At 65.0% G+C, this 18194-nt stretch carries 17 protein-coding genes; 10 read left to right on the top strand and 7 right to left on the bottom strand.

The genetic code is table 11. The features are described 5' to 3' along the window. Positions 1 to 164 precede the first annotated feature (164 nt). Both mutL and miaA read left to right on the top strand, forming a co-directional pair. Positions 165 to 2249: a DNA mismatch repair endonuclease MutL gene (mutL, locus tag L0U81_RS02680; protein ID WP_233800049.1), complete on the top strand. Its 2085-nt coding sequence runs from the start codon at positions 165 to 167 to the stop codon at positions 2247 to 2249. Between the two features lie 45 nt (positions 2250 to 2294). Next, positions 2295 to 3239 (top strand): tRNA (adenosine(37)-N6)-dimethylallyltransferase MiaA, encoded by a 945-nt coding sequence (miaA, locus tag L0U81_RS02675; RefSeq protein WP_233800048.1) that lies wholly within the window; start codon positions 2295 to 2297, stop codon positions 3237 to 3239. Positions 3240 to 3368: 129 nt separating this feature from the next. Here the strand turns inward: miaA and purM are convergent, their stop codons facing one another. Further along, positions 3369 to 4424: a phosphoribosylformylglycinamidine cyclo-ligase gene (gene purM / locus L0U81_RS02670; protein WP_233800047.1), complete on the bottom strand. Its 1056-nt coding sequence runs from the start codon at positions 4422 to 4424 to the stop codon at positions 3369 to 3371. Here purM and L0U81_RS02665 point away from each other — a divergent pair. The 7 genes from L0U81_RS02665 (at position 4423) to panB (ending at position 9853) form a co-directional block, all read left to right on the top strand. Continuing rightward, on the top strand, positions 4423 to 4626 hold the full coding sequence (locus L0U81_RS02665) for a hypothetical protein (RefSeq protein ID WP_233800046.1): 204 nt from the start codon (positions 4423 to 4425) through the stop codon (positions 4624 to 4626). The genes purM and L0U81_RS02665 overlap by 2 nt on opposite strands. 74 nt (positions 4627 to 4700) lie before the next feature. Beyond that, on the top strand, positions 4701 to 5453 hold the full coding sequence (gene hda, locus L0U81_RS02660; protein WP_233800045.1) for a DnaA regulatory inactivator Hda: 753 nt from the start codon (positions 4701 to 4703) through the stop codon (positions 5451 to 5453). Beyond that, entirely contained in the window at positions 5446 to 6132 is a 687-nt protein-coding gene (locus L0U81_RS02655; RefSeq protein WP_230560216.1) for an HAD family hydrolase, read from the top strand. Before hda ends, L0U81_RS02655 begins: the two co-directional genes overlap by 8 nt. Next, on the top strand, positions 6129 to 7730 hold the full coding sequence (gene pcnB / locus L0U81_RS02650) for a polynucleotide adenylyltransferase PcnB (RefSeq protein ID WP_233800044.1): 1602 nt from the start codon (positions 6129 to 6131) through the stop codon (positions 7728 to 7730). Before L0U81_RS02655 ends, pcnB begins: the two co-directional genes overlap by 4 nt. A gap of 49 nt (positions 7731 to 7779) precedes the next feature. Then, positions 7780 to 8322, top strand: coding sequence for a 2-amino-4-hydroxy-6-hydroxymethyldihydropteridine diphosphokinase (folK, locus tag L0U81_RS02645; protein WP_233800043.1), 543 nt, complete (start codon positions 7780 to 7782; stop codon positions 8320 to 8322). Next, on the top strand, positions 8319 to 8999 hold the full coding sequence (locus tag L0U81_RS02640) for a deoxynucleoside kinase (RefSeq protein WP_233800042.1): 681 nt from the start codon (positions 8319 to 8321) through the stop codon (positions 8997 to 8999). The genes folK and L0U81_RS02640 overlap by 4 nt, the downstream gene beginning before the upstream one ends. A 38-nt stretch (positions 9000 to 9037) precedes the next feature. Beyond that, on the top strand, positions 9038 to 9853 hold the full coding sequence (gene panB / locus L0U81_RS02635) for a 3-methyl-2-oxobutanoate hydroxymethyltransferase (protein WP_233800041.1): 816 nt from the start codon (positions 9038 to 9040) through the stop codon (positions 9851 to 9853). 44 nt (positions 9854 to 9897) lie between these two features. On the opposite strand, the gene pabB is transcribed toward panB, so the two are convergent. The 4 genes from pabB to grpE all read right to left on the bottom strand — a co-directional run bounded on the left by pabB (position 9898) and on the right by grpE (position 16077). Next, positions 9898 to 11781: an aminodeoxychorismate synthase component I gene (gene pabB / locus L0U81_RS02630; RefSeq protein ID WP_233800040.1), complete on the bottom strand. Its 1884-nt coding sequence runs from the start codon at positions 11779 to 11781 to the stop codon at positions 9898 to 9900. 18 nt (positions 11782 to 11799) lie between these two features. Beyond that, the gene (gene dnaJ, locus L0U81_RS02625) at positions 11800 to 12939 is read right to left on the bottom strand and encodes a molecular chaperone DnaJ (protein WP_233800039.1); all 1140 of its coding nucleotides are present in this window, start codon (positions 12937 to 12939) and stop codon (positions 11800 to 11802) included. 267 nt (positions 12940 to 13206) lie between these two features. Beyond that, complete coding sequence (gene dnaK, locus L0U81_RS02620; RefSeq protein WP_233800038.1) at positions 13207 to 15156, bottom strand: molecular chaperone DnaK; 1950 nt, start codon at positions 15154 to 15156, stop codon at positions 13207 to 13209. 333 nt (positions 15157 to 15489) lie between these two features. After that, positions 15490 to 16077 (bottom strand): nucleotide exchange factor GrpE, encoded by a 588-nt coding sequence (grpE, locus tag L0U81_RS02615; RefSeq protein ID WP_233800037.1) that lies wholly within the window; start codon positions 16075 to 16077, stop codon positions 15490 to 15492. Between grpE and L0U81_RS02610 the strand changes: the two genes are divergently transcribed. After that, positions 16076 to 16279, top strand: coding sequence for a hypothetical protein (locus L0U81_RS02610; RefSeq protein WP_233800036.1), 204 nt, complete (start codon positions 16076 to 16078; stop codon positions 16277 to 16279). The genes grpE and L0U81_RS02610 overlap by 2 nt on opposite strands. A 305-nt stretch (positions 16280 to 16584) precedes the next feature. Here L0U81_RS02610 and L0U81_RS02605 read toward each other — a convergent pair whose 3' ends face one another. Beyond that, positions 16585 to 16992, bottom strand: a complete 408-nt coding sequence (locus tag L0U81_RS02605; protein ID WP_233800035.1) for an RNA-binding S4 domain-containing protein — start codon at positions 16990 to 16992, stop codon at positions 16585 to 16587. Between the two features lie 8 nt (positions 16993 to 17000). Then, positions 17001 to 18071, bottom strand: coding sequence for a ferrochelatase (gene hemH / locus L0U81_RS02600; RefSeq protein WP_233800034.1), 1071 nt, complete (start codon positions 18069 to 18071; stop codon positions 17001 to 17003). Between the last annotated feature and the right edge of the window lie 123 nt (positions 18072 to 18194).

Genomic DNA, 18194 nt, shown 5'->3' with positions numbered 1-18194 from the left:
GAGGGAAAACGGCCGCCGCGCGACCCGGGAACAGGGGCAGCAAACGGCGTGCCGAGCGCTGCCGATTGACCGCGACATGATACCGAAAGTGCCTCACGGTGATTAAAAAACTGCTGATTGGGCGCATGCACGGGTGGTGTGCGCCGAGTCGCTATAATTTCGCCATGTCCGAATTCCCCGAAACGCCTGCCGGCACCATCGCCGCGACCGCACTCTCCGACGCTTCCAGCGCGGCGCCCGCGCCGCGTCCGCTGCGCGCGATCCAGCCCCTCCCCGATCAACTGATCAGCCAGATCGCCGCTGGCGAAGTGGTCGAGCGGCCGGCGTCGGTGGTCAAGGAACTGCTCGAGAATGCGCTCGACGCGGGCGCGCGGACACTGCGCATCCTGCTCGATGAAGGCGGCGTCAAACGCATCTCGATTACCGACGACGGTTGCGGCATCCCCGAGAACGAACTCGTGCTGGCACTGACGCGCCATGCGACCAGCAAGATCCGCTCGCTTGCCGAACTGGAAGCGGTCGCGACGCTCGGGTTCCGCGGCGAAGCGCTGGCGTCGATTGCGTCGGTCGCGCAGATGAGCATTACGAGCCGCACCGCCGACGTGCCGCACGCGGTGCGCATCGATGCGCAAACCGGCGTGCTGAGTCCCGCCGCCGGCACCCAGGGCACCACGATCGAAGTCCGCGAGCTGTACTTCAACACGCCCGCGCGCCGCAAATTCCTGAAGAGCGAACAGACCGAACTCGGCCACTGTCTCGAACAGATCCGCCGTGCCGCGCTCGCGCGGCCCGATGTCGCGATTTCAGTGCTGCACAACGGCAAGGCCGTCGAGCACTGGAACGCCAGCGAGCCGCCCGCGCGCGTCGCGAAGATTCTTGGCGATACGTTCGCGACCGCCCATCTGCCGCTCGACGAATCCGCTGGTCCGCTCGCGATCTACGGCTGCGCCGGTCTGCCGACCGCGAGCCGCGGCCGCGCGGACCAGCAGTATTTCTTCGTCAACGGCCGCTTCGTGCGCGACAAGCTGCTCACGCACGCAGTGCGCGCCGCGTATGAAGACGTGCTGCACGGAGAGCGCTTTCCGTCGTACGTGCTGTTTCTCGATCTTCCGCCGGAAGGCGTCGACGTCAACGTGCATCCGTCGAAGATCGAGGTGCGTTTCCGCGATTCGCGCTCGATCCATCAGTTCGTGTTCCACGCGGTGCAGCGCGCGCTCGCGCGGCATGCGGGCGCGTCGCCGGAAACCACGGCGGGCGGACATGCGGCGCATCTGGAGCCGTCGGCCGGTGGACCGGCTTCGTTTGGTTCGACAGCGCTGGGTGAGGCAAGTGGCGCAGGTGACGGCATGGGTACGGGCGCCGGTCTTTCAGGCGGCGCCGGCTTCGGCGCGGGAAGCCGTGGCGGCTTCGGCGGCGGCGGATTCAGCGCAGCGCAGCCGGGCAACACGTGGATGCGCCAGGCGCGCATGACGCAAGGCACGCTGCCGGTCGCGCAACCGCTGGCGGGTTACGACGCGCTGTTCGGCCGCAAGGATCCGCTCGCCGGTCGAGTCGAAGGGGCATCGCTGTTCGAAGCGCGCGACTCGGCAACCGACTCGACGTCGCCGTACGACGCGGCGCCATTCGCGTCGCGCCCGACACCCCACGCGTTCGATGCCACCGACGACCAGCCGCTCGGCTTCGCGCTCGGCCAGGTCCACGGCATCTACGTGCTCGCGCAGAACCGCCACGGTCTGGTGATCGTCGACATGCACGCCGCGCACGAGCGCATCCTGTACGAGCAGTTCAAGAACGCGCTCGCCGATCGCACGATCGCCGTGCAGCCGCTGCTGATCCCGCAGACGATGCAGGCCGACCCGGTCGAAATCGGCACGGTCGAGGAAGAGCGCGACACGCTCGATGCGCTCGGCTTCGACCTCGCGGTGCTGTCGCCGACCACGCTCGCGATCCGCGCGGTCCCCGCCCTGCTGAAGGACGCCGATCTGCAAGCGCTCGCGCGCGCGGTGCTGTCCGACCTGCACGCGTTCGGCGGCTCGCGCGTGCTGACCGAGCGTCAGCACGAACTGCTCGGCACGCTCGCGTGCCATCACGCGGTGCGCGCGAACCGGCGTCTGACGCTCGACGAAATGAACGCGCTGTTGCGCCAGATGGAAGCGACCGAGCGCGCCGATCAGTGCAACCACGGGCGTCCTACCTGGTACCAGCTGACGCTGGCCGATCTCGATCGGCTCTTCATGCGCGGGCAATAACGCGCCGCGTTGGATCACACCGTTGCGCCGCGCGCCCGTTTGCCCATGACGTCACGCCCTACCCCGATCCCGTGCCTGCTCGGACCCACCGCGTCGGGCAAGACCGCTGCCGCACTCGCGCTCGCCGCGCGGCGGCCGGTCGAGATCATTAGCGTCGATTCGGCGCTCGTCTATCGCGAGATGGACATCGGCACCGCGAAGCCGACCGCCGAGGAACGCGCGGTCGCGCCGCATCATCTGATCGATATCGTCGATCCGGCCGACTCCTACTCTGCCGCGCAGTTTCGCGCCGACACGCTGCGGCTCGTCGGCGAGATTCATGCGCGCGGGCGGCTGCCGCTGCTGGTCGGCGGCACGATGCTGTACTACAAGGCGCTCACGCAAGGGCTCAATGACCTGCCCTCCGCTGACGCCGACGTGCGCGCGACGCTCGACGCCGACGCCGCCCGCGACGGCTGGCCGGCGCTGCACGCACGGCTCGCCGGGATCGATCCGCTCACGGCCGCGCGTCTGGCGCCGAACGACTCGCAGCGCATCCAGCGCGCGCTGGAGGTGTTCCTGCTGACCGGCCAGCCGATGTCGACGCTCCTCGCCGCGCCCGCGCGCATCGACGACGCCGCTTCGGCGTGGCGCTTCGTGCCGGTCGCGCTGGAGCCGTCCGAGCGCGGCGTGCTGCACGCGCGCATCGAGCAACGCTTCGATGCGATGCTCGCGCACGGTTTCGTCGATGAAGTGGTGAAGCTGCGCGCGCGTGGCGACCTGCAGCCCGAGATGACGTCGATGCGCTGCGTCGGGTATCGGCAGGTCTGGGAATACCTCGACGGCACGGTCGACTATCGGACCATGCGCGACAAAGGCATCTTCGCGACGCGGCAACTCTGCAAGCGGCAGCTCACGTGGCTGCGCAGCATGCCGGAGCGGCAGGTGGTGGATTGCTGCGATCCGCACGCGACGGCGCGGGTGGTGGAGTTGATCGAGACGCTGGTTTGAGACGCCGATCAGGGCGAGTGAACCGGAGGAATTTGAAGCGGGGGGATGTAAAACGCGGGATTTGAAGCAAAGGATTCGAAGCCCGCGCGGCGCACCGTTACGGCACGCCACGCGAACCCTCGTCGATCTTTAGACCACGACCGTTTGCGCTTCGCCCGCCGCGCTTTCACGGACCGTGCCGATCTTCCAGACCTGCTCGCCCGCCGCGGACAGCGCGGCGATCGCCGCCTCGGCATCCGCCGCCGAAACGATCACCGCCATACCGATACCGCAGTTGAACACGCGGTGCATTTCCGCATCGGCGACGCCGCCGTGCTCCTGCAGCCACGAGAACAGCGGCGGCAGCGGCCACGCGCGTTGATCGAGTTCAGCCGTCAGACCTTCGCGCAGCACGCGCGGAATGTTCTCGACGAGGCCGCCGCCCGTGATGTGCGCCATACCCTTGACCTCGATCTGCTGCATCAGCGCGAGCAGCGGCTTCACATAGATGCGCGTCGGCGCCATCAGCGCGTCGGCAAGCGTGCGGCCGTCGAAGTCAGCGTTCAGATCGGGATTGGCGCGCTCGATGATCTTGCGCACCAGCGAAAAACCGTTCGAATGGATGCCGCTCGAGGCGAGTCCGAGCACCGCGTCACCCGGAGCGATCTTGCTGCCGTCGATGATCTTGCTCTTTTCCACCGCGCCGACCGCAAAACCGGCCAGATCGTATTCGCCGTCCGGGTACATGCCCGGCATTTCCGCGGTTTCGCCGCCGATCAGCGCGCAGCCCGACAGCTCGCAGCCGTGCGCGATGCCCTTCACGACAGTCGCCGCCGTGCCGACGTCGAGCTTGCCGCAGGCGAAATAGTCGAGAAAGAACAGCGGCTCGGCGCCCTGCACGAGGATGTCGTTCACGCTCATCGCGACGAGATCCTGGCCGACGGTGTCGTGCCTGTTCAGCTGGAACGCGAGGCGCAGCTTGGTGCCGACGCCGTCGGTGCCGGACACGAGCACCGGCTCCTTGTACTTCTTCGGCACTTCGAACAGCGCGCCGAATCCACCGATGCCGCCCAGCACGCCGTCGCGCAGGGTCTTCTTGGCAAAGGGCTTGATGGCATCAACGAGGGCGTCGCCCGCATCGATGTCCACGCCGGCGTCGCGATACGACAAACCTTGGGCGTCAGGGGTGGATTTCGGTTGATTCATGGGGAAGAGCGAGAAGGTCGGTAAAATGCGATTTTACCCGATGCTGGCCGCATGGCTGGAATTCGCGCGTTCCGTCGAGATCCGGGAAACGACTTTGCAATACGATACCCCGATTCCGGCGCCGCCGGCCCGCGCAATTCCGTCCGCCGCGCTTCGCGACGCGCGGCCTGGCAACCCGGCGAGCACGCTTTACGACAACTGACCGCCTGGCAACGTTCCAGGCCCCGAGGCCCGGGCCATTCGCGGCTTGAGCCTCATTTTCGGCATTAACCTACTGTGCTTCGTCAACTGACGCTCGATCTCGGCACCCCGCCGCCATCGACATTCGACAATTTCTTCGCCGGCGCGAACGCCGAGCTCGTCACGCGCCTGCGTGAGCTCGACAACGCGCTCGCCGCTGGACCGGTCGCCGATCGCACCTTCTACGTCTGGGGCGAAGCCGGCAGCGGCCGCACGCACTTGTTGCAGGCGCTCGTGCACGAAGCACCGCCGGGGCATGCGCGCTTCGCCGGTCCGCAGAGCAGCCTCGCCGCCTTCGGCTTCGATCCGCGCGTCGCGCTCTATGCGATCGACGACTGCGACGCGCTGTCGGCCGCACAGCAGATCGCCGTGTTCAACCTGTTCAACGAAGTGCGCGCGCATCCGACCAGCGCGCTCGTCGCCGCGGGCAACGCGCCGCCGATCGGCATGACGGTGCGCGAAGATCTGCGCACGCGCCTCGGCTGGGGTCTCGTGTTTCACCTCGCGCCGCTGCCCGACGACGCGAAGGCCGCGGTGCTCAAACGCGCGGCGCGCGAGCGCGGCATCATGCTCGCCGACGACGTGCCGGCCTACCTGCTCACGCACTTTCGCCGCGACATGCCGAGCCTGATGGCGCTGCTCGACGCGCTCGACCGCTTCTCGCTCGAACAGAAGCGCGCGGTCACGCTGCCGCTGTTGCGCACCATGCTCGCGTCGCCCGACCCCGCCACCGCGCCGGGTTCACACGCCGCCCTGCCCGCTTCAAGTAAAATAGGCGCCCATGGCTAACCTTGCACTCTTCGATCTCGACCACACGCTCATCCCCACCGACAGCGACCACGAATGGGGCCGCTTCATGGTGAAAAAAGGCATGGTCGACGCCGAAAATTTCGCCCGCGAAAACGACCGCTTCTACGCCGACTACAAGGCCGGCAAGCTCGACATTCATGCTTATCTGATCGCCATGCTGACGCCGCTCGCGAAGTACACGCGCGCGCAGCTCGCCGACCTTCACGCCCAGTACATGCACGAGGTCATCACACCGGCCATTCAGCCGGTGGCGCTCGAACTCGTGAAACAGCACCGCGAAGCGGGCGACCTGTGCTGCGTCGTCACCGCGACCAACGAATTCATCACGCGGCCGATCGCGCAGGCGTTCGGCGTCGACACGCTAATCGCGTGCGAGGCGGAGACCGTCGGCGGCGATCCGCACGGCGCCTACACCGGCCGCCCGACCGGCACGCCGAGCTACAAGGAAGGCAAGATCGTGCGCACCGAAATGTGGCTCGCGTCGCTCGGCAAGAGCTGGAGCGACTTCGAGCACAGCTATTTCTATAGCGATTCGCACAACGACATCCCGCTGCTCGAAAAAGTCACCGATCCCATCGCGACCAATCCGGACGACACGTTGCGCGCCCATGCGCAGGCCAAAGGCTGGCGCATCCTCGAACTCTTCCAACCCTCGTGATCAAGAAACTCATCCGCAAGCTATTCGGCCAGGACGCGGCGACCGCTGACGCCCCGCTCTCAGCCGAGACCCACGCCGCGGCCAGCGCCGACAGCGACGCTCATGGCAACAAGACGGCGCGCGGCAAGTCCGTTTCCGGCACGACCGCACGGCCGCGTCGCAAGTCTGCCGCCGCCAAGGCGCCGCCCGAGCCGGACGTGCCCGTCATCATTCCGCACGACGTTCACGGCATCGACCCCACGCTGATCTCGCGCAACGCGATCCGTGTGACCGAGGGCCTGCAACAGGCTGGCTACCGCGCGTTCATCGTCGGTGGCGCGGTGCGCGACTTGCTGCTCGGTGTGAAGCCGAAGGACTTCGACGTCGCGACCGACGCGACGCCCGAACAGGTGCAGAAGCTGTTCCGCCGCGCGCGCATCATCGGCCGGCGCTTCCAGATCGTGCACGTGCAGTTCGGCCAGGAAATCATCGAGACCTCGACGTTCCGCGCGCTGGTCGATCCGCCCGCGGCCGACGCGCCGCCTCCGAAGCGTCTGAAGCGCGACGAGCTCGACCGTCGCACCCACGCGGTCGACGCGAGCGGCCGCGTGCTGCGCGACAACGTGTGGGGCGAGCAGCACGAGGACGCCACGCGCCGCGACTTCACGATCAACGCGATGTACTACGATCCGGCCACCGAAACCGTGCTGGATTATCACAACGGCATGGCCGACATGCGCGCGCGCCTGTTGCGCATGATCGGCGACCCGGCCACGCGCTATCGCGAGGATCCGGTGCGCATGCTGCGCGTCGTGCGCTTCGCCGCCAAGCTCGATTTCGACATCGACGACGCCACGCGCGCGCCGATCGGGAAGATGGCCGATCTGATCAACAACGTGCCCGCCGCACGTCTGTTCGACGAAATGCTGAAGCTGATGCTCTCGGGTCACGCGCTCGCGTGCCTGAAGCGGCTGCGCCAGGAAGGCCTGCATCACGGGCTGCTGCCGCTGCTCGACGTCGTGCTCGAGCAGCCGACCGGCGAAAAATTCATTTCGCTGGCACTCTCCAACACCGACACCCGCGTGCTCGCCGGCAAGCCGGTGTCGCCGGGCTTCCTGTTCGCGACGCTGTTGTGGCACGACGTGCAGCAGCGCTGGCAGAAATTCGAGGCCGAAGGCGAGTATCCGGTGCCTGCGCTGCATCGCGCGATGGACGAAGTGCTCGACATGCAGACCGAAAAGCTTGCGATCCACAAGCGCTTCTCGGCCGACATGCGCGAAATCTGGGGCCTGCAACTGCGCCTCGAAAAACGCTCGGGCCGCAGCGCGTTGAAGCTGCTGGAACACCAAAGATTTAGAGCGGGGTATGATTTCCTCCTGTTGCGCTGCGCATCGGGCGAACTCGACGAGTCGGTCGGTGCATGGTGGACGGAGTTCATCGAAGGAGACGCCGCCGCGCGCGAGACATTGCTCACGCAAGGCGGGAAGGACCGGAGCCCTAGAAAACGACGGCGGCGCGGTGGCGCCAGAAACCGCAAATCAGGCGACGGAGTGGAGGGCGGCTCGTCCGCCGAACGCACGGACAACGACGCGGGCCATGAAGGCTCGTACGAAGACTGACGCGGCGTTCGCGGAAAGCCGTCAAACGACAGTTGCAGGAAGTTATGCCATGACGGTTGCTTATCTCGGCCTCGGCGCGAATCTCGGGGACGCGCGCCAGACCCTGAAAGACGCGGTGGTGTGCCTGGCCCAACAGCACACCATCACCGTGCTCGCCAAATCGAGCCTGTATCGTACTGCCCCGATCGACGCGGGCGGCGACGACTATTTCAACTGCGTCGTGAAGCTGGAAACGACGCTCCTCGTGCGGCAACTGCTCGCGCTGTGCCACAAGATCGAGCATCAGTTCGGCCGGGAGCGGCCGTTTCGCAATGCGCCGCGCACGCTCGACCTCGACATCCTGCTGTACGGCGATCAGTCCATCGACGAAGCCGATCTGATCGTGCCGCATCCGCGCCTCGTCGAGCGCGCGTTTGCGCTGGTTCCGCTCGTCGAGATCGACGCGGCGATCGTCATTCCGCAACATGGCCGGGCCGCCGCACTGCTCGACAGCGTCAGCGATCAGCGCATCGAAAAGGTGAAGTCGCCCTGCCAGTGTCCGATGTACAGTGCGCTGACCGGCAACTCCGCCGAGAAAGGCCGCTGCGAATGAGTTCGCCGCCGCTCACGGTCACCGCGCCGCAACTGCGCCCGCCGTTCGGCTATATCGCGATCGAAGGGCCAATCGGCGTCGGCAAAACGTCACTCGCGCAGCGCCTTGCGCAACGCTGGTCGATGCACGAACTGTTCGAGCGGCCACAAGACAATCCTTTTCTCGAACGCTTCTATCGCGACACCGCGCGCTATGCACTGCCGGTGCAGCTGCACTTCGCGCTACAACGCGTGCAGCAGGCGCAGGAAGTGAGCGCCGCGCAGGTGGGCGGCACACCGCTGATCGCCGACTTCATCACGCAGCGAAACGACATCTTCGCGCGTCTGACCTTGCAGGAAGACGAGTGGCAGCTGTATCGCTCGCTCGCCGCGCGGCTCGACGTCAGTGCGCCGGCGCCGGACTTCGTCGTCTATCTGCAGGCGAGCCCCGAGGTGCTGTTCGCGCGCATCCAGAAGCGCGCGGTGCCGATGGAACTGCAGATTTCCGATGCGTATTTGCGCGCGCTCTGCGACGCATACAACGAATTCTTCTACCACTACGACCGCGCGCCCGTGCTGACGGTCAACGCCGAACACCTGAATCCGCTCGACTCCGACGCGGACCTTGCGCTGCTCGCCGAACGCATCGGGACGATGCGCGGCCGCAAGGAATTCTTTGTCAAAGGCACGTCGCTGTAAGCGGCGGCGGCTATTTCTTTTTTCTGATTGGATTGACCATGACTTATTTGCAGGAAACGAGCCGGAGCGCGATTACCGTGCCGAAACTGCAGGCAATGCGCGACGCCGGCGAAAAGATCGCGATGCTCACCTGTTACGACGCGAGCTTCGCCGCGCTACTCGATCGCGCGGGGGTCGACACGCTGCTGATCGGCGACTCGCTCGGCAACGTGCTGCAAGGCCAGGCGACTACGCTGCCGGTGTCGCTTGCCGACATCGCGTATCACACGGCGAGCGTCGCGCGCGCCCGGCCGTCGGCACTGATCGTCGCGGACCTGCCGTTCGGCACGTACGGCACGCGCGAAGACGCGTTCAGGAGCTCGGTCGAACTGATGCGCGCGGGCGCGCAAATGGTCAAGCTCGAAGGCGGCGAATGGCTCGCGGACACGGTACGGTTTCTGGTCGAGCGCTCGATTCCGGTGTGCGCGCACGTCGGTCTTACGCCGCAGTCGGTGCATGCGTTCGGCGGCTTCAAGGTGCAGGGCAAGACCGAGGCGGGCGCGAGCCAGCTACTGCGCGATTCGCTCGCTGTGCAGGAGGCCGGAGCGCAACTGATCGTGATGGAAGCGATCCCGTCGCAACTCGCGGGCGAGGTCACGAAGCAGCTGCGCATTCCGACGATCGGCATCGGCGCGGGCCTCGACTGCTCGGGTCAGGTGCTCGTGCTGCATGACATGCTCGGGATTTTCCCAGGCAAGCGGCCGCGCTTCGTGAAAGATTTCATGCAGGGACAGCCGAACATTCAGGCGGCAGTCGAGGCTTATGTGCGAGCGGTAAAGGACGGCACGTTTCCGGGCCCCGAGCACACTTTCTGATGCTTCTTTGCCGCGCGAGCGCGCGGCATTCCGGCCGCAGCGCTCTAACGAACGAGCCGTGCCGGTACCGCGCCGCGCAACGCGTTGCACACGAGCAGCGCCTCGGCGTTCAGTACATCCGCCTGCGTCAGCACTTTTTCAGCTGCCTGCAGGCTCGATGCCTCGTCGAGCAACACGCTTCGCATCACGCCAGGCAGCACGCCTGATGCGAGCGGCGGCGTCCACCATCGTCCCGCGAGCTTCACGAATACGTTCGAGCGGCCGCCTTCGGTCAGCTCGCCCCGTTCGTTGAAGAACAACGTATCGAAGGCGCCCTTCGCTTCGGCTTCTCGCCAGCCGCGGTCGTAGTCGGCGCGACGCGTAGTCTTGTGGTGCAGCAGCGGATCAGCGGCGTGTGTCGGCGCGAATTGCGCGTCGGTGCCGAGCAGAACACCCACGGTCGCATCCGCTAATGGCGCAAGTACCGCGGCTGTGATCTGCGTCGCGCCGCTCTTGCTCAACGCTAGCCGCATGCGATGCGCGGTGCGCGCCGGCAGCGCCGCGCACTGCGCGGCGATCTCTTCACGAATGCGCCCTTCGTCGCACCCGAAGCCGAGCGTCGCGGCGCTCGACGACAAACGCCGCAGATGACGCTCGAGATGCCGCACGCCGTCTTCCCGCGTCGCGTACATCGTTTCGAACAGCTCGAAGCCCGGCTCGGCGCCGGTCAGAAAACGTCCTTTCAATCGACACTCCTCATGCTCGTCGGCGGCCACGCTGTCGAGCACGATGCCCGCGCCGATGCCCATGCTGCCGCGCAGACAGTCCGTGCCGCCGGCTTGCGCCGACGGAGTCAGCGTCAGCGTGCGGATTGCCACCGACAGGCAGAAGTCGCCGCAATCGTGATCATCGCCCGGCGCATCGAGCCACCCGATCGCACCGGTATAAAGCCCGCGCGGCGTACTCTCCAATTCATCGATCAACTGCATCGTGCGATGCTTCGGCGCGCCGGTAACCGAGCCGCATGGAAACAGCGCGCGCAGAATCGTCGCGAACGAGGTACCGCCGGGCAACGTCGCTTCCACAGTCGACGTCATCTGCCACACCGACGGATACGGCTCGACAGAAAACAGCGCGGGCACGTTGACCGACCCAATCCGCGCGACCCGCGACAGATCGTTACGCAACAGATCGACGATCATCACGTTCTCGGCGCGGTTCTTCGGGTCATTGGCGAGAAAGCTGGCGTTGCCTCGGTCGGTGACGGGATCATCCGAGCGCGGCGCCGTGCCCTTCATCGGCCGCGCGCGCAGCGTCTCGCCGTGCTTTTCGACGAACAGCTCGGGCGAACACGACAACACCCACGCATCGTCCGGCAACCCGATCAGCGCGCCGAACGGCACCGGCTGACGCGCTCGCAATCGCCGATAGAAGGCGAGCGGCGAGCCGAACACGTCGAAGCCGAGCCGGTAAGTGTAGTTGACCTGATAGGAATCGCCCGCGCACAGCGCGGCGTGAATCGCGTCGATCGCCGCGTCGAACTGCGCGCGATCGACGCTTTCGCGCACATTCGCCGTGCCCGCGACCGACGGCTCCAGCGCGCCGTTATCGCGCGTCATCAGCCACGCGTCGACCTCGTCGCGCGCAAGCTTCGTGCAGCGTTCGAACAATAAAAAACGCAGCGTGGCATTGCCACGCTGCGTTTCTGTGGACCGAAGCGCATCGATACCGACGAGCGCACGGCCAAATTCGTAGTCGGCGAGCACGACGGCGTGCAAACCGTTGCGGGTATCCTCCGCGACGCTGTCGCATACAGCGTCGAGCTGCGCCGCCTCCGTACAGACCCGCTCGCGCACGAAACCCGTGTACAAGCGGCTCGATGGACGCGCCGCCGTTGCATCGCAATCGTCGAGAAGCGCGAACACCGCGCCGCGCCTGTCCACCGTCATACTGACCGCCAAATCAGATCAATCGAAAAAGCTCTTCACGCGATCGAACCAGCTCTTGCTTTGCGGACTATGCCGCGAACCGCCTTCCACGAGCGCCTTTTCGAACTGCTTGAGCAGATCGCGCTGCGTCTCAGTGAGCTTGACCGGCGTTTCGACCTGCACGTGCACGTACAGATCGCCGGCGATACTCGAACGCAGCCCCTTGATGCCCTTGCCGCGCAAACGGAACGTCTTGCCCGACTGCGTGCCTTCCGGCACCGTGAAGCTGGCGCGGCCGGCTAGCGTCGGCACCTCGATCTCGCCGCCGAGCGCCGCGGTGGTGAACGGAATCGGCATCTGGCAGTGCAGATCGTCGCCGTCGCGCTCGAACACCGAGTGCTGCTTGATATGAATCTCGACGTACAGATCGCCCGACGGTCCGCCGTTGATGCCCGGCTCGCCATTGCCAGCCGAACGGATGCGCATGCCGTCGTCGATACCGGCCGGAATCTTCACTTCGAGCGTCTTGGTTTCTTTCACCTTGCCGGCGCCGTGGCAGTGATTGCACGGGTCCGGGATGTAGGTGCCGGAGCCGTGGCACTTCGGGCAAGTCTGCTGGATGCTGAAGAAGCCCTGCGACATGCGCACCGAACCCGAGCCGCTACAGGTCGGGCAGGTTTCCGGCTTGGTGCCCGGCTTCGCGCCCGAGCCGTGACAGACTTCGCACGAAACCCAGCTCGGCACGCGAATCTGCGTGTCATAGCCGTGCGCGGCCTGCTCGAGCGTGATTTCCATGCTGTAGCGCAGATCGGCGCCGCGATAGACCTGCGGGCCCGCGCGGCCACCTGCGCGTCCACCACCGCCGGCCGCCTGGCCGAAGATGTCGCCGAAGATGTCGCCAAATGCATCGGCAAAGCCGCCGAAACCCTGCGCGCCGGCCCCACCCATGTTCGGATCGACGCCCGCGTGACCGTACTGATCGTACGCAGCGCGCTTTTGCGAATCCGACAGCATTTCATAGGCTTCCTTCACCTCCTTGAAATGCTCTTCCGAATCCTTGCTGCCCGGATTGCGGTCGGGGTGGTGCTTCATCGCGAGCTTGCGATAAGCCTTCTTGATTTCGTCGTCGCTCGCGTTCTTTGCGACGCCCAGAACCTCGTAGTAATCCCGTTTCGCCATATCGGTTCAACGCCGCCGCGCAAAGCGACGCGGTAGCTCCTTGTGAATGCTGTGGAGTCTCACGACTCGTCCGGCCGCTGTCTGCGCCGCGTTTGCCCACGGTTCAAAACAACGCCCTCCATAAAACGAACGTGCCCGGAGAGCCCACAAGGCTCGCCAGGCGCGAAAACCGCTCTTGCACTCCAGGCGCCCCAAAGACGCCGTTCTGGTGCAGCCGGGCCGCGCACATTGCTGTGCACGGCTTTACGGTCGGATGCCGACCTGGCTTTAGTCTTTCTTCACTTCCTTGAACTCAGCGTCGACCACGTCGTCGGCCTGCTGGCTCGCGCCCGCCGATGCACCGGCACCGCCCGCCGCGCCGGCTGCCGCTTCGGCACCTTGCGCAGCCTGCATGTCGGCGTACATCTTCTCGCCCATCTTCTGCGAGGCCGTGGCCACCGCTTCGATCTTCGCTTCGATCGCGGCCTTGTCGCTCGCGCTGCTCTTGAGCGCGTCTTCGAGGTCCTTCAACGCGGCTTCGATCTTGTCCTTCTCGCCAGCTTCGAGCTTGTCGCCGTACTCGGTCAGCGCCTTCTTCGTGCTGTGCACGAGGGCGTCACCCTGGTTGCGGGCGTCGGCCAGCTCACGCAGCTTGTGATCTTCTTCCGCGTTCGCTTCGGCGTCCTTCACCATCTTCTCGATTTCGGCTTCGGACAGACCCGAGTTCGCCTTGATCGTGATGCGGTTTTCCTTGCCGGTCGCCTTGTCCTTCGCGCCGACGTGCAGAATGCCGTTTGCGTCGATGTCGAAGCTCACTTCGATCTGCGGCACGCCGCGCGGTGCCGGCGGAATGCCTTCGAGGTTGAACTCGCCGAGCAGCTTGTTGCCCGCTGCCATTTCGCGTTCGCCCTGGAATACCTTGATCGTCACGGCGCTCTGATTGTCGTCAGCCGTCGAGTAGACCTGCGCGTGCTTGGTCGGGATCGTGGTGTTCTTGTTGATCATCTTCGTCATCACGCCGCCGAGCGTCTCGATGCCGAGCGACAGCGGGGTCACGTCGAGCAGCAGCACGTCCTTGCGGTCGCCCGACAGAACCTGGCCCTGGATCGCGGCACCCACGGCCACGGCTTCGTCCGGGTTCACGTCACGGCGCGGATCCTTGCCGAAGAACTCCTTCACCTTTTCCTGCACCTTCGGCATACGGGTCATACCGCCGACCAGAATCACGTCGTCGACTTCACCGACCTTCACGCCCGCGTCCTTGATCGCGACACGGCACGGCTCGATGGTGCGTTCGATCAGGTCTTCGACCAGCGCTTCCAGCTTGGCGCGCGTGATCTTCAGGTTCAGGTGCTTCGGACCCGATGCGTCGGCCGTGATGTACGGCAGGTTGATTTCGGTCTGCTGGCTCGACGACAGCTCGATCTTCGCCTTTTCAGCCGATTCCTTCAGGCGCTGCAGCGCGAGCACGTCCTTCGACAGATCGACGCCCTGCTCCTTCTTGAACTCGCCGATGATGTAGTCGATGATGCGCTGGTCGAAGTCTTCGCCGCCGAGGAACGTATCGCCGTTCGTGGACAGCACTTCGAACTGCATTTCACCGTCGACGTCGGCGATTTCGATGATCGACACGTCGAACGTGCCGCCACCCAGGTCGTACACCGCGATCTTGCGGTCGCCCTTTTCAGCCTTGTCCAGACCAAACGCGAGAGCCGCGGCGGTCGGTTCGTTGATGATCCGCTTGACTTCCAGACCGGCGATGCGGCCGGCGTCCTTGGTCGCCTGACGCTGGCTGTCGTTGAAGTACGCCGGCACGGTGATCACGGCTTCCGTGACGGTCTCGCCGAGGTAGTCCTCAGCGGTCTTCTTCATCTTGCGCAGCACTTCGGCGGAAATTTGCGGCGGCGCGAGCTTCTCGTCGCGCACCTGGACCCATGCGTCACCGTTGTCGGCCTTCATGATCTTGTACGGCATCAGGCCGATGTCCTTCTGCACTTCTTTTTCTTCGAAGCGGCGGCCGATCAGGCGCTTGACCGCGTACAGCGTGTTCTTCGGGTTCGTGACCGACTGACGCTTGGCCGGTGCGCCAACGAGAATCTCGTTGTCTTCCATGTAAGCGATGATCGACGGCGTGGTGCGCGCGCCTTCCGAGTTCTCGATCACCTTGACCGAGTTACCTTCCATGATCGCCACGCACGAGTTGGTCGTGCCGAGGTCGATGCCGATGATTTTGCCCATTTTTTCAAATCTCCTGACTTTGATCGCTGCGGAAAGCGCCCGGTTGGCCCATCTGGCGGCGGGGCGATCCGCTCTCAATTCATACCTGCACTCAAAATAAGTGCGGCCGCATCGTTTTCAAGACCTTTTTTGCGATGCGGTCTTTAATTTTTTTCAATCACGGGGCGGGCCCCTGAATCTTTGCTGCGAGTCCGCTTCGTCAGCCGGCACGGCGCCCCCCGGCGCTGCTGGCCGGAAGCACCTGAATTGACTGGATCTTTTGCGACGCGAAGCGATGTGAAACGACGGTGCGGACGCGACGGGCCCAAACGCCCGGCGTGCGCCTCGCCGTACTTATTTCGGCGCCGCGACGGTCACGAGCGCGGGACGCAGCACGCGATCCGCGATCACGAAACCCTTTTGCAACACCGCGACGACGGTGTTCGGCTCCTGGTCGGCCGGCACCATCGAAATTGCCTGATGACGATGCGGGTCGAACTTTTCGCCGACCGGATTGATGGCAACGACGCGGCCCTTCTCGAGCGCGCCGCTCAGCTGACGCAGCGTGAGCTCGACGCCTTCGCGGACCTTCTGCAGGTCGTCGGATGAATGGGCCACGGCCGCCTCGAGACTGTCGACCACGGGCAGCAGATGCTCGGCGAAGTTCTCGATCGCAAACTTGTGCGCCTTGGCGACGTCTTCCTGAGCACGACGGCGCACGTTTTCGGTTTCGGCCTTGGCGCGCAGGAAGCTTTCCTGCAACTCGGCGATCTTCGCCTGAGCGTCGGCCAGTGCCTGCTCGCCAGCACCCTGGGCCAGTTCAGCGGCGGCGCCGGTGTCCGGCTGTTGAGCAGCGGCCTGGGCGGCCTCGGCGGCCTGGCGCGCGGCTTCGTCGGCGGGCGTGGGATTCTGGCTCGTCGGGTTCTCTTGCGTGTTTTCCATGTCGCTGAAAGTCGTAAAAAAAGTAAAAGCCAAAGGCGGTGAAAGCCGTTCCAACACGCGGCAATTTGTGCGTTGCAAAATCGCGACACGCGCCTTCGCGGCGACCTGCCAGTCCGGACCGCAGATGGGGCCCGAAAAAGCCGTTTCAAGCGGCTCCGACGGTTTTTTCGCACCACCTTCGGGCAGGCGAAATGCGCCGTAACAACCATTAGCGTGGCGCAATCAGATAGAGATTGAGTGCGGCCCGCAACTGGCCTATTCTCCAATCATGCAGCAGAAACGCCACGTTAACCCTAATTTAACGTAAGCCTTACCGAAGCCTGACAGTTGTTCCGATCGCTGTATCAGCCCACCATCTTCCCAAGGGGAGTACCGTGAAACTGACCTTTGCAATCGGGGTGGTCGCACTGGTACTGATAGGGGGCACCACGACCATCTGCATGTCCGGTGCGGTCAACGACCACACCACGGAGTACGGTGGCGCCAGAGCCACCATGGAGCAGTTCCTCAATCCCCACCTGAAAATCTGTCGATAGTGCGCCGGTCGCGCTTGGTCGGTCGCCCGTGCAGCGCGGCAGCCGGTTCGTGGTACACCCTGCGCCGCTCCTGCTCGACCTGCCGCTTCGCCCGGCTCTCCGCGGTTTCTACATAAAGCGTCTGCGCCACACTGGCCGGGCCGCGCACGTCGCACACGCCCAGCACTTCCACCTGCCACACGAACCGCTCGATCTCGATTTCGACCAGATCGCCGACACGCACGTCCTTCGCCGGTTTCACCGCCACACCGGCGATGCGCACGCGCCCCTTCTCGACCGCGTCCGCCGCCAGCGAACGAGTCTTGAAAAAGCGCGCTGCCCACAGCCATTTGTCTATGCGCAGCCTCGCGCCCGGTTCGGTTGAAATGCGATAGTTCATCTGCGTATTCAAGCTCCTGTGGTGTGCGGCACAGGTACCGCCTGCACCGGCCATCCCTGCAGATGCTGCGCAACGATTTCGCCGAGCGCGGCAACCCACGGCTGCGACGCGTTCAGACAGGCGATCCGGTGAAACTCCTTGCCACCCGCCTGCAGAAATTCGTTGCGCACTTCCATGCCGATTTCCTCGATCGTCTCGAGGCAGTCGGCGGTGAAGCCCGGGCAGAACACGTCAGCACGTCGCACGCCTGCCGCGCCGAGTTCCTTCAACGTCGGTGCCGTGTAGGGCTGCAGCCATTCGGCCTTGCCGAAGCGCGACTGGAACGTAATGCGGCATTCCATCGGCGTCAACCCGAGCGCCTGCATCAGAAGCGCGGCGGTCTGCTGGCATTGCTCGTGGTACGGGTCGCCGAGATCGAGCGTGCGCTTCGGTACTCCGTGAAAACTCAGCACGAGTTTGTCGCCCGCGGCGAAGTCGGGGCGGCCGTGCTGATGCCAGTAGTGATGCACCTGCGCGGCAAGCGCTGCGATATACGCCGGGTGATCGGCGTACTGGCGCACCGTGCGAATTTCCGGCTGGTTGCGCATGCGTTTGAGTGCGCTAAAGGCTTCGTCGAACGCGGTCGCGGTAGTCGACGCCGAATACTGCGGATACATCGGCATCAGCAACACGCGCTCGGCGCCGGCGAGCTTCAATTGGTTGAGCATGGCCGGAATGCCGGGCGTGCCGTAGCGCATCGCATAGTCGACCAGCACCGTGTAGTCGTTCAGTTGCAGCAGATGACGCAAGCCCTCCAGCTGCTTTTCGGTATGCACGCGCAACGGCGAGCCCTCGGGCATCCACACCGCCGCGTACTTCTTCGCGGAGCTGCGGCCACGAAACGGCAGAATCAGCAGACGCAGAATGAGCTGCCACAGCAACGCCGGAATTTCGACCACGCGCGGGTCGGACAGGAACTGGGCGAGATAGCGACGCACCGCGCGCGGCGTCGGCGCGTCGGGCGTGCCGAGATTGATCAGCAACACGGCGACGCGATGCGACGTGGCGTTCTGTGAAGGCCGCTCGAGGTCGAAGCGCATAGGCAGCAGAATTCACCGCTTCATGCGGCGAGTCGATTCAGTGGAGATTCATTATAGCGGCGCGGGTCCTGCCCGGCCCCGCCAGACACCCATGGCCATTCGGACGATTGGCAGACGCCGCGC

The sequence above is a fragment of the Paraburkholderia sp. HP33-1 genome, from assembly GCF_021390595.1.
Classification (GTDB): Bacteria; Pseudomonadota; Gammaproteobacteria; order Burkholderiales; family Burkholderiaceae; genus Paraburkholderia.
This window is presented reverse-complemented; position numbering and strand designations above follow the sequence as displayed.

Bases quoted from the DNA above. Each gene is read 5' to 3' on its own strand.
- mutL (WP_233800049.1), top strand. From the start codon at position 165: ATGTCCGAATTCCCCGAAACGCCTGCCGGCACCATCGCCGCGACCGCA.
- miaA (WP_233800048.1), top strand. From the start codon at position 2,295: ATGACGTCACGCCCTACCCCGATCCCGTGCCTGCTCGGACCCACCGCG.
- L0U81_RS02665 (WP_233800046.1), top strand. From the start codon at position 4,423: ATGGGGAAGAGCGAGAAGGTCGGTAAAATGCGATTTTACCCGATGCTG.
- purM (WP_233800047.1), bottom strand. From the start codon at position 4,424: ATGAATCAACCGAAATCCACCCCTGACGCCCAAGGTTTGTCGTATCGC.
- L0U81_RS02655 (WP_230560216.1), top strand. From the start codon at position 5,446: ATGGCTAACCTTGCACTCTTCGATCTCGACCACACGCTCATCCCCACC.
- folK (WP_233800043.1), top strand. From the start codon at position 7,780: ATGACGGTTGCTTATCTCGGCCTCGGCGCGAATCTCGGGGACGCGCGC.
- L0U81_RS02640 (WP_233800042.1), top strand. From the start codon at position 8,319: ATGAGTTCGCCGCCGCTCACGGTCACCGCGCCGCAACTGCGCCCGCCG.
- panB (WP_233800041.1), top strand. From the start codon at position 9,038: ATGACTTATTTGCAGGAAACGAGCCGGAGCGCGATTACCGTGCCGAAA.
- pabB (WP_233800040.1), bottom strand. From the start codon at position 11,781: ATGACGGTGGACAGGCGCGGCGCGGTGTTCGCGCTTCTCGACGATTGC.
- dnaJ (WP_233800039.1), bottom strand. From the start codon at position 12,939: ATGGCGAAACGGGATTACTACGAGGTTCTGGGCGTCGCAAAGAACGCG.
- dnaK (WP_233800038.1), bottom strand. From the start codon at position 15,156: ATGGGCAAAATCATCGGCATCGACCTCGGCACGACCAACTCGTGCGTG.
- L0U81_RS02610 (WP_233800036.1), top strand. From the start codon at position 16,076: ATGTCGCTGAAAGTCGTAAAAAAAGTAAAAGCCAAAGGCGGTGAAAGC.
- grpE (WP_233800037.1), bottom strand. From the start codon at position 16,077: ATGGAAAACACGCAAGAGAACCCGACGAGCCAGAATCCCACGCCCGCC.
- L0U81_RS02605 (WP_233800035.1), bottom strand. From the start codon at position 16,992: ATGAACTATCGCATTTCAACCGAACCGGGCGCGAGGCTGCGCATAGAC.
- hemH (WP_233800034.1), bottom strand. From the start codon at position 18,071: ATGCGCTTCGACCTCGAGCGGCCTTCACAGAACGCCACGTCGCATCGC.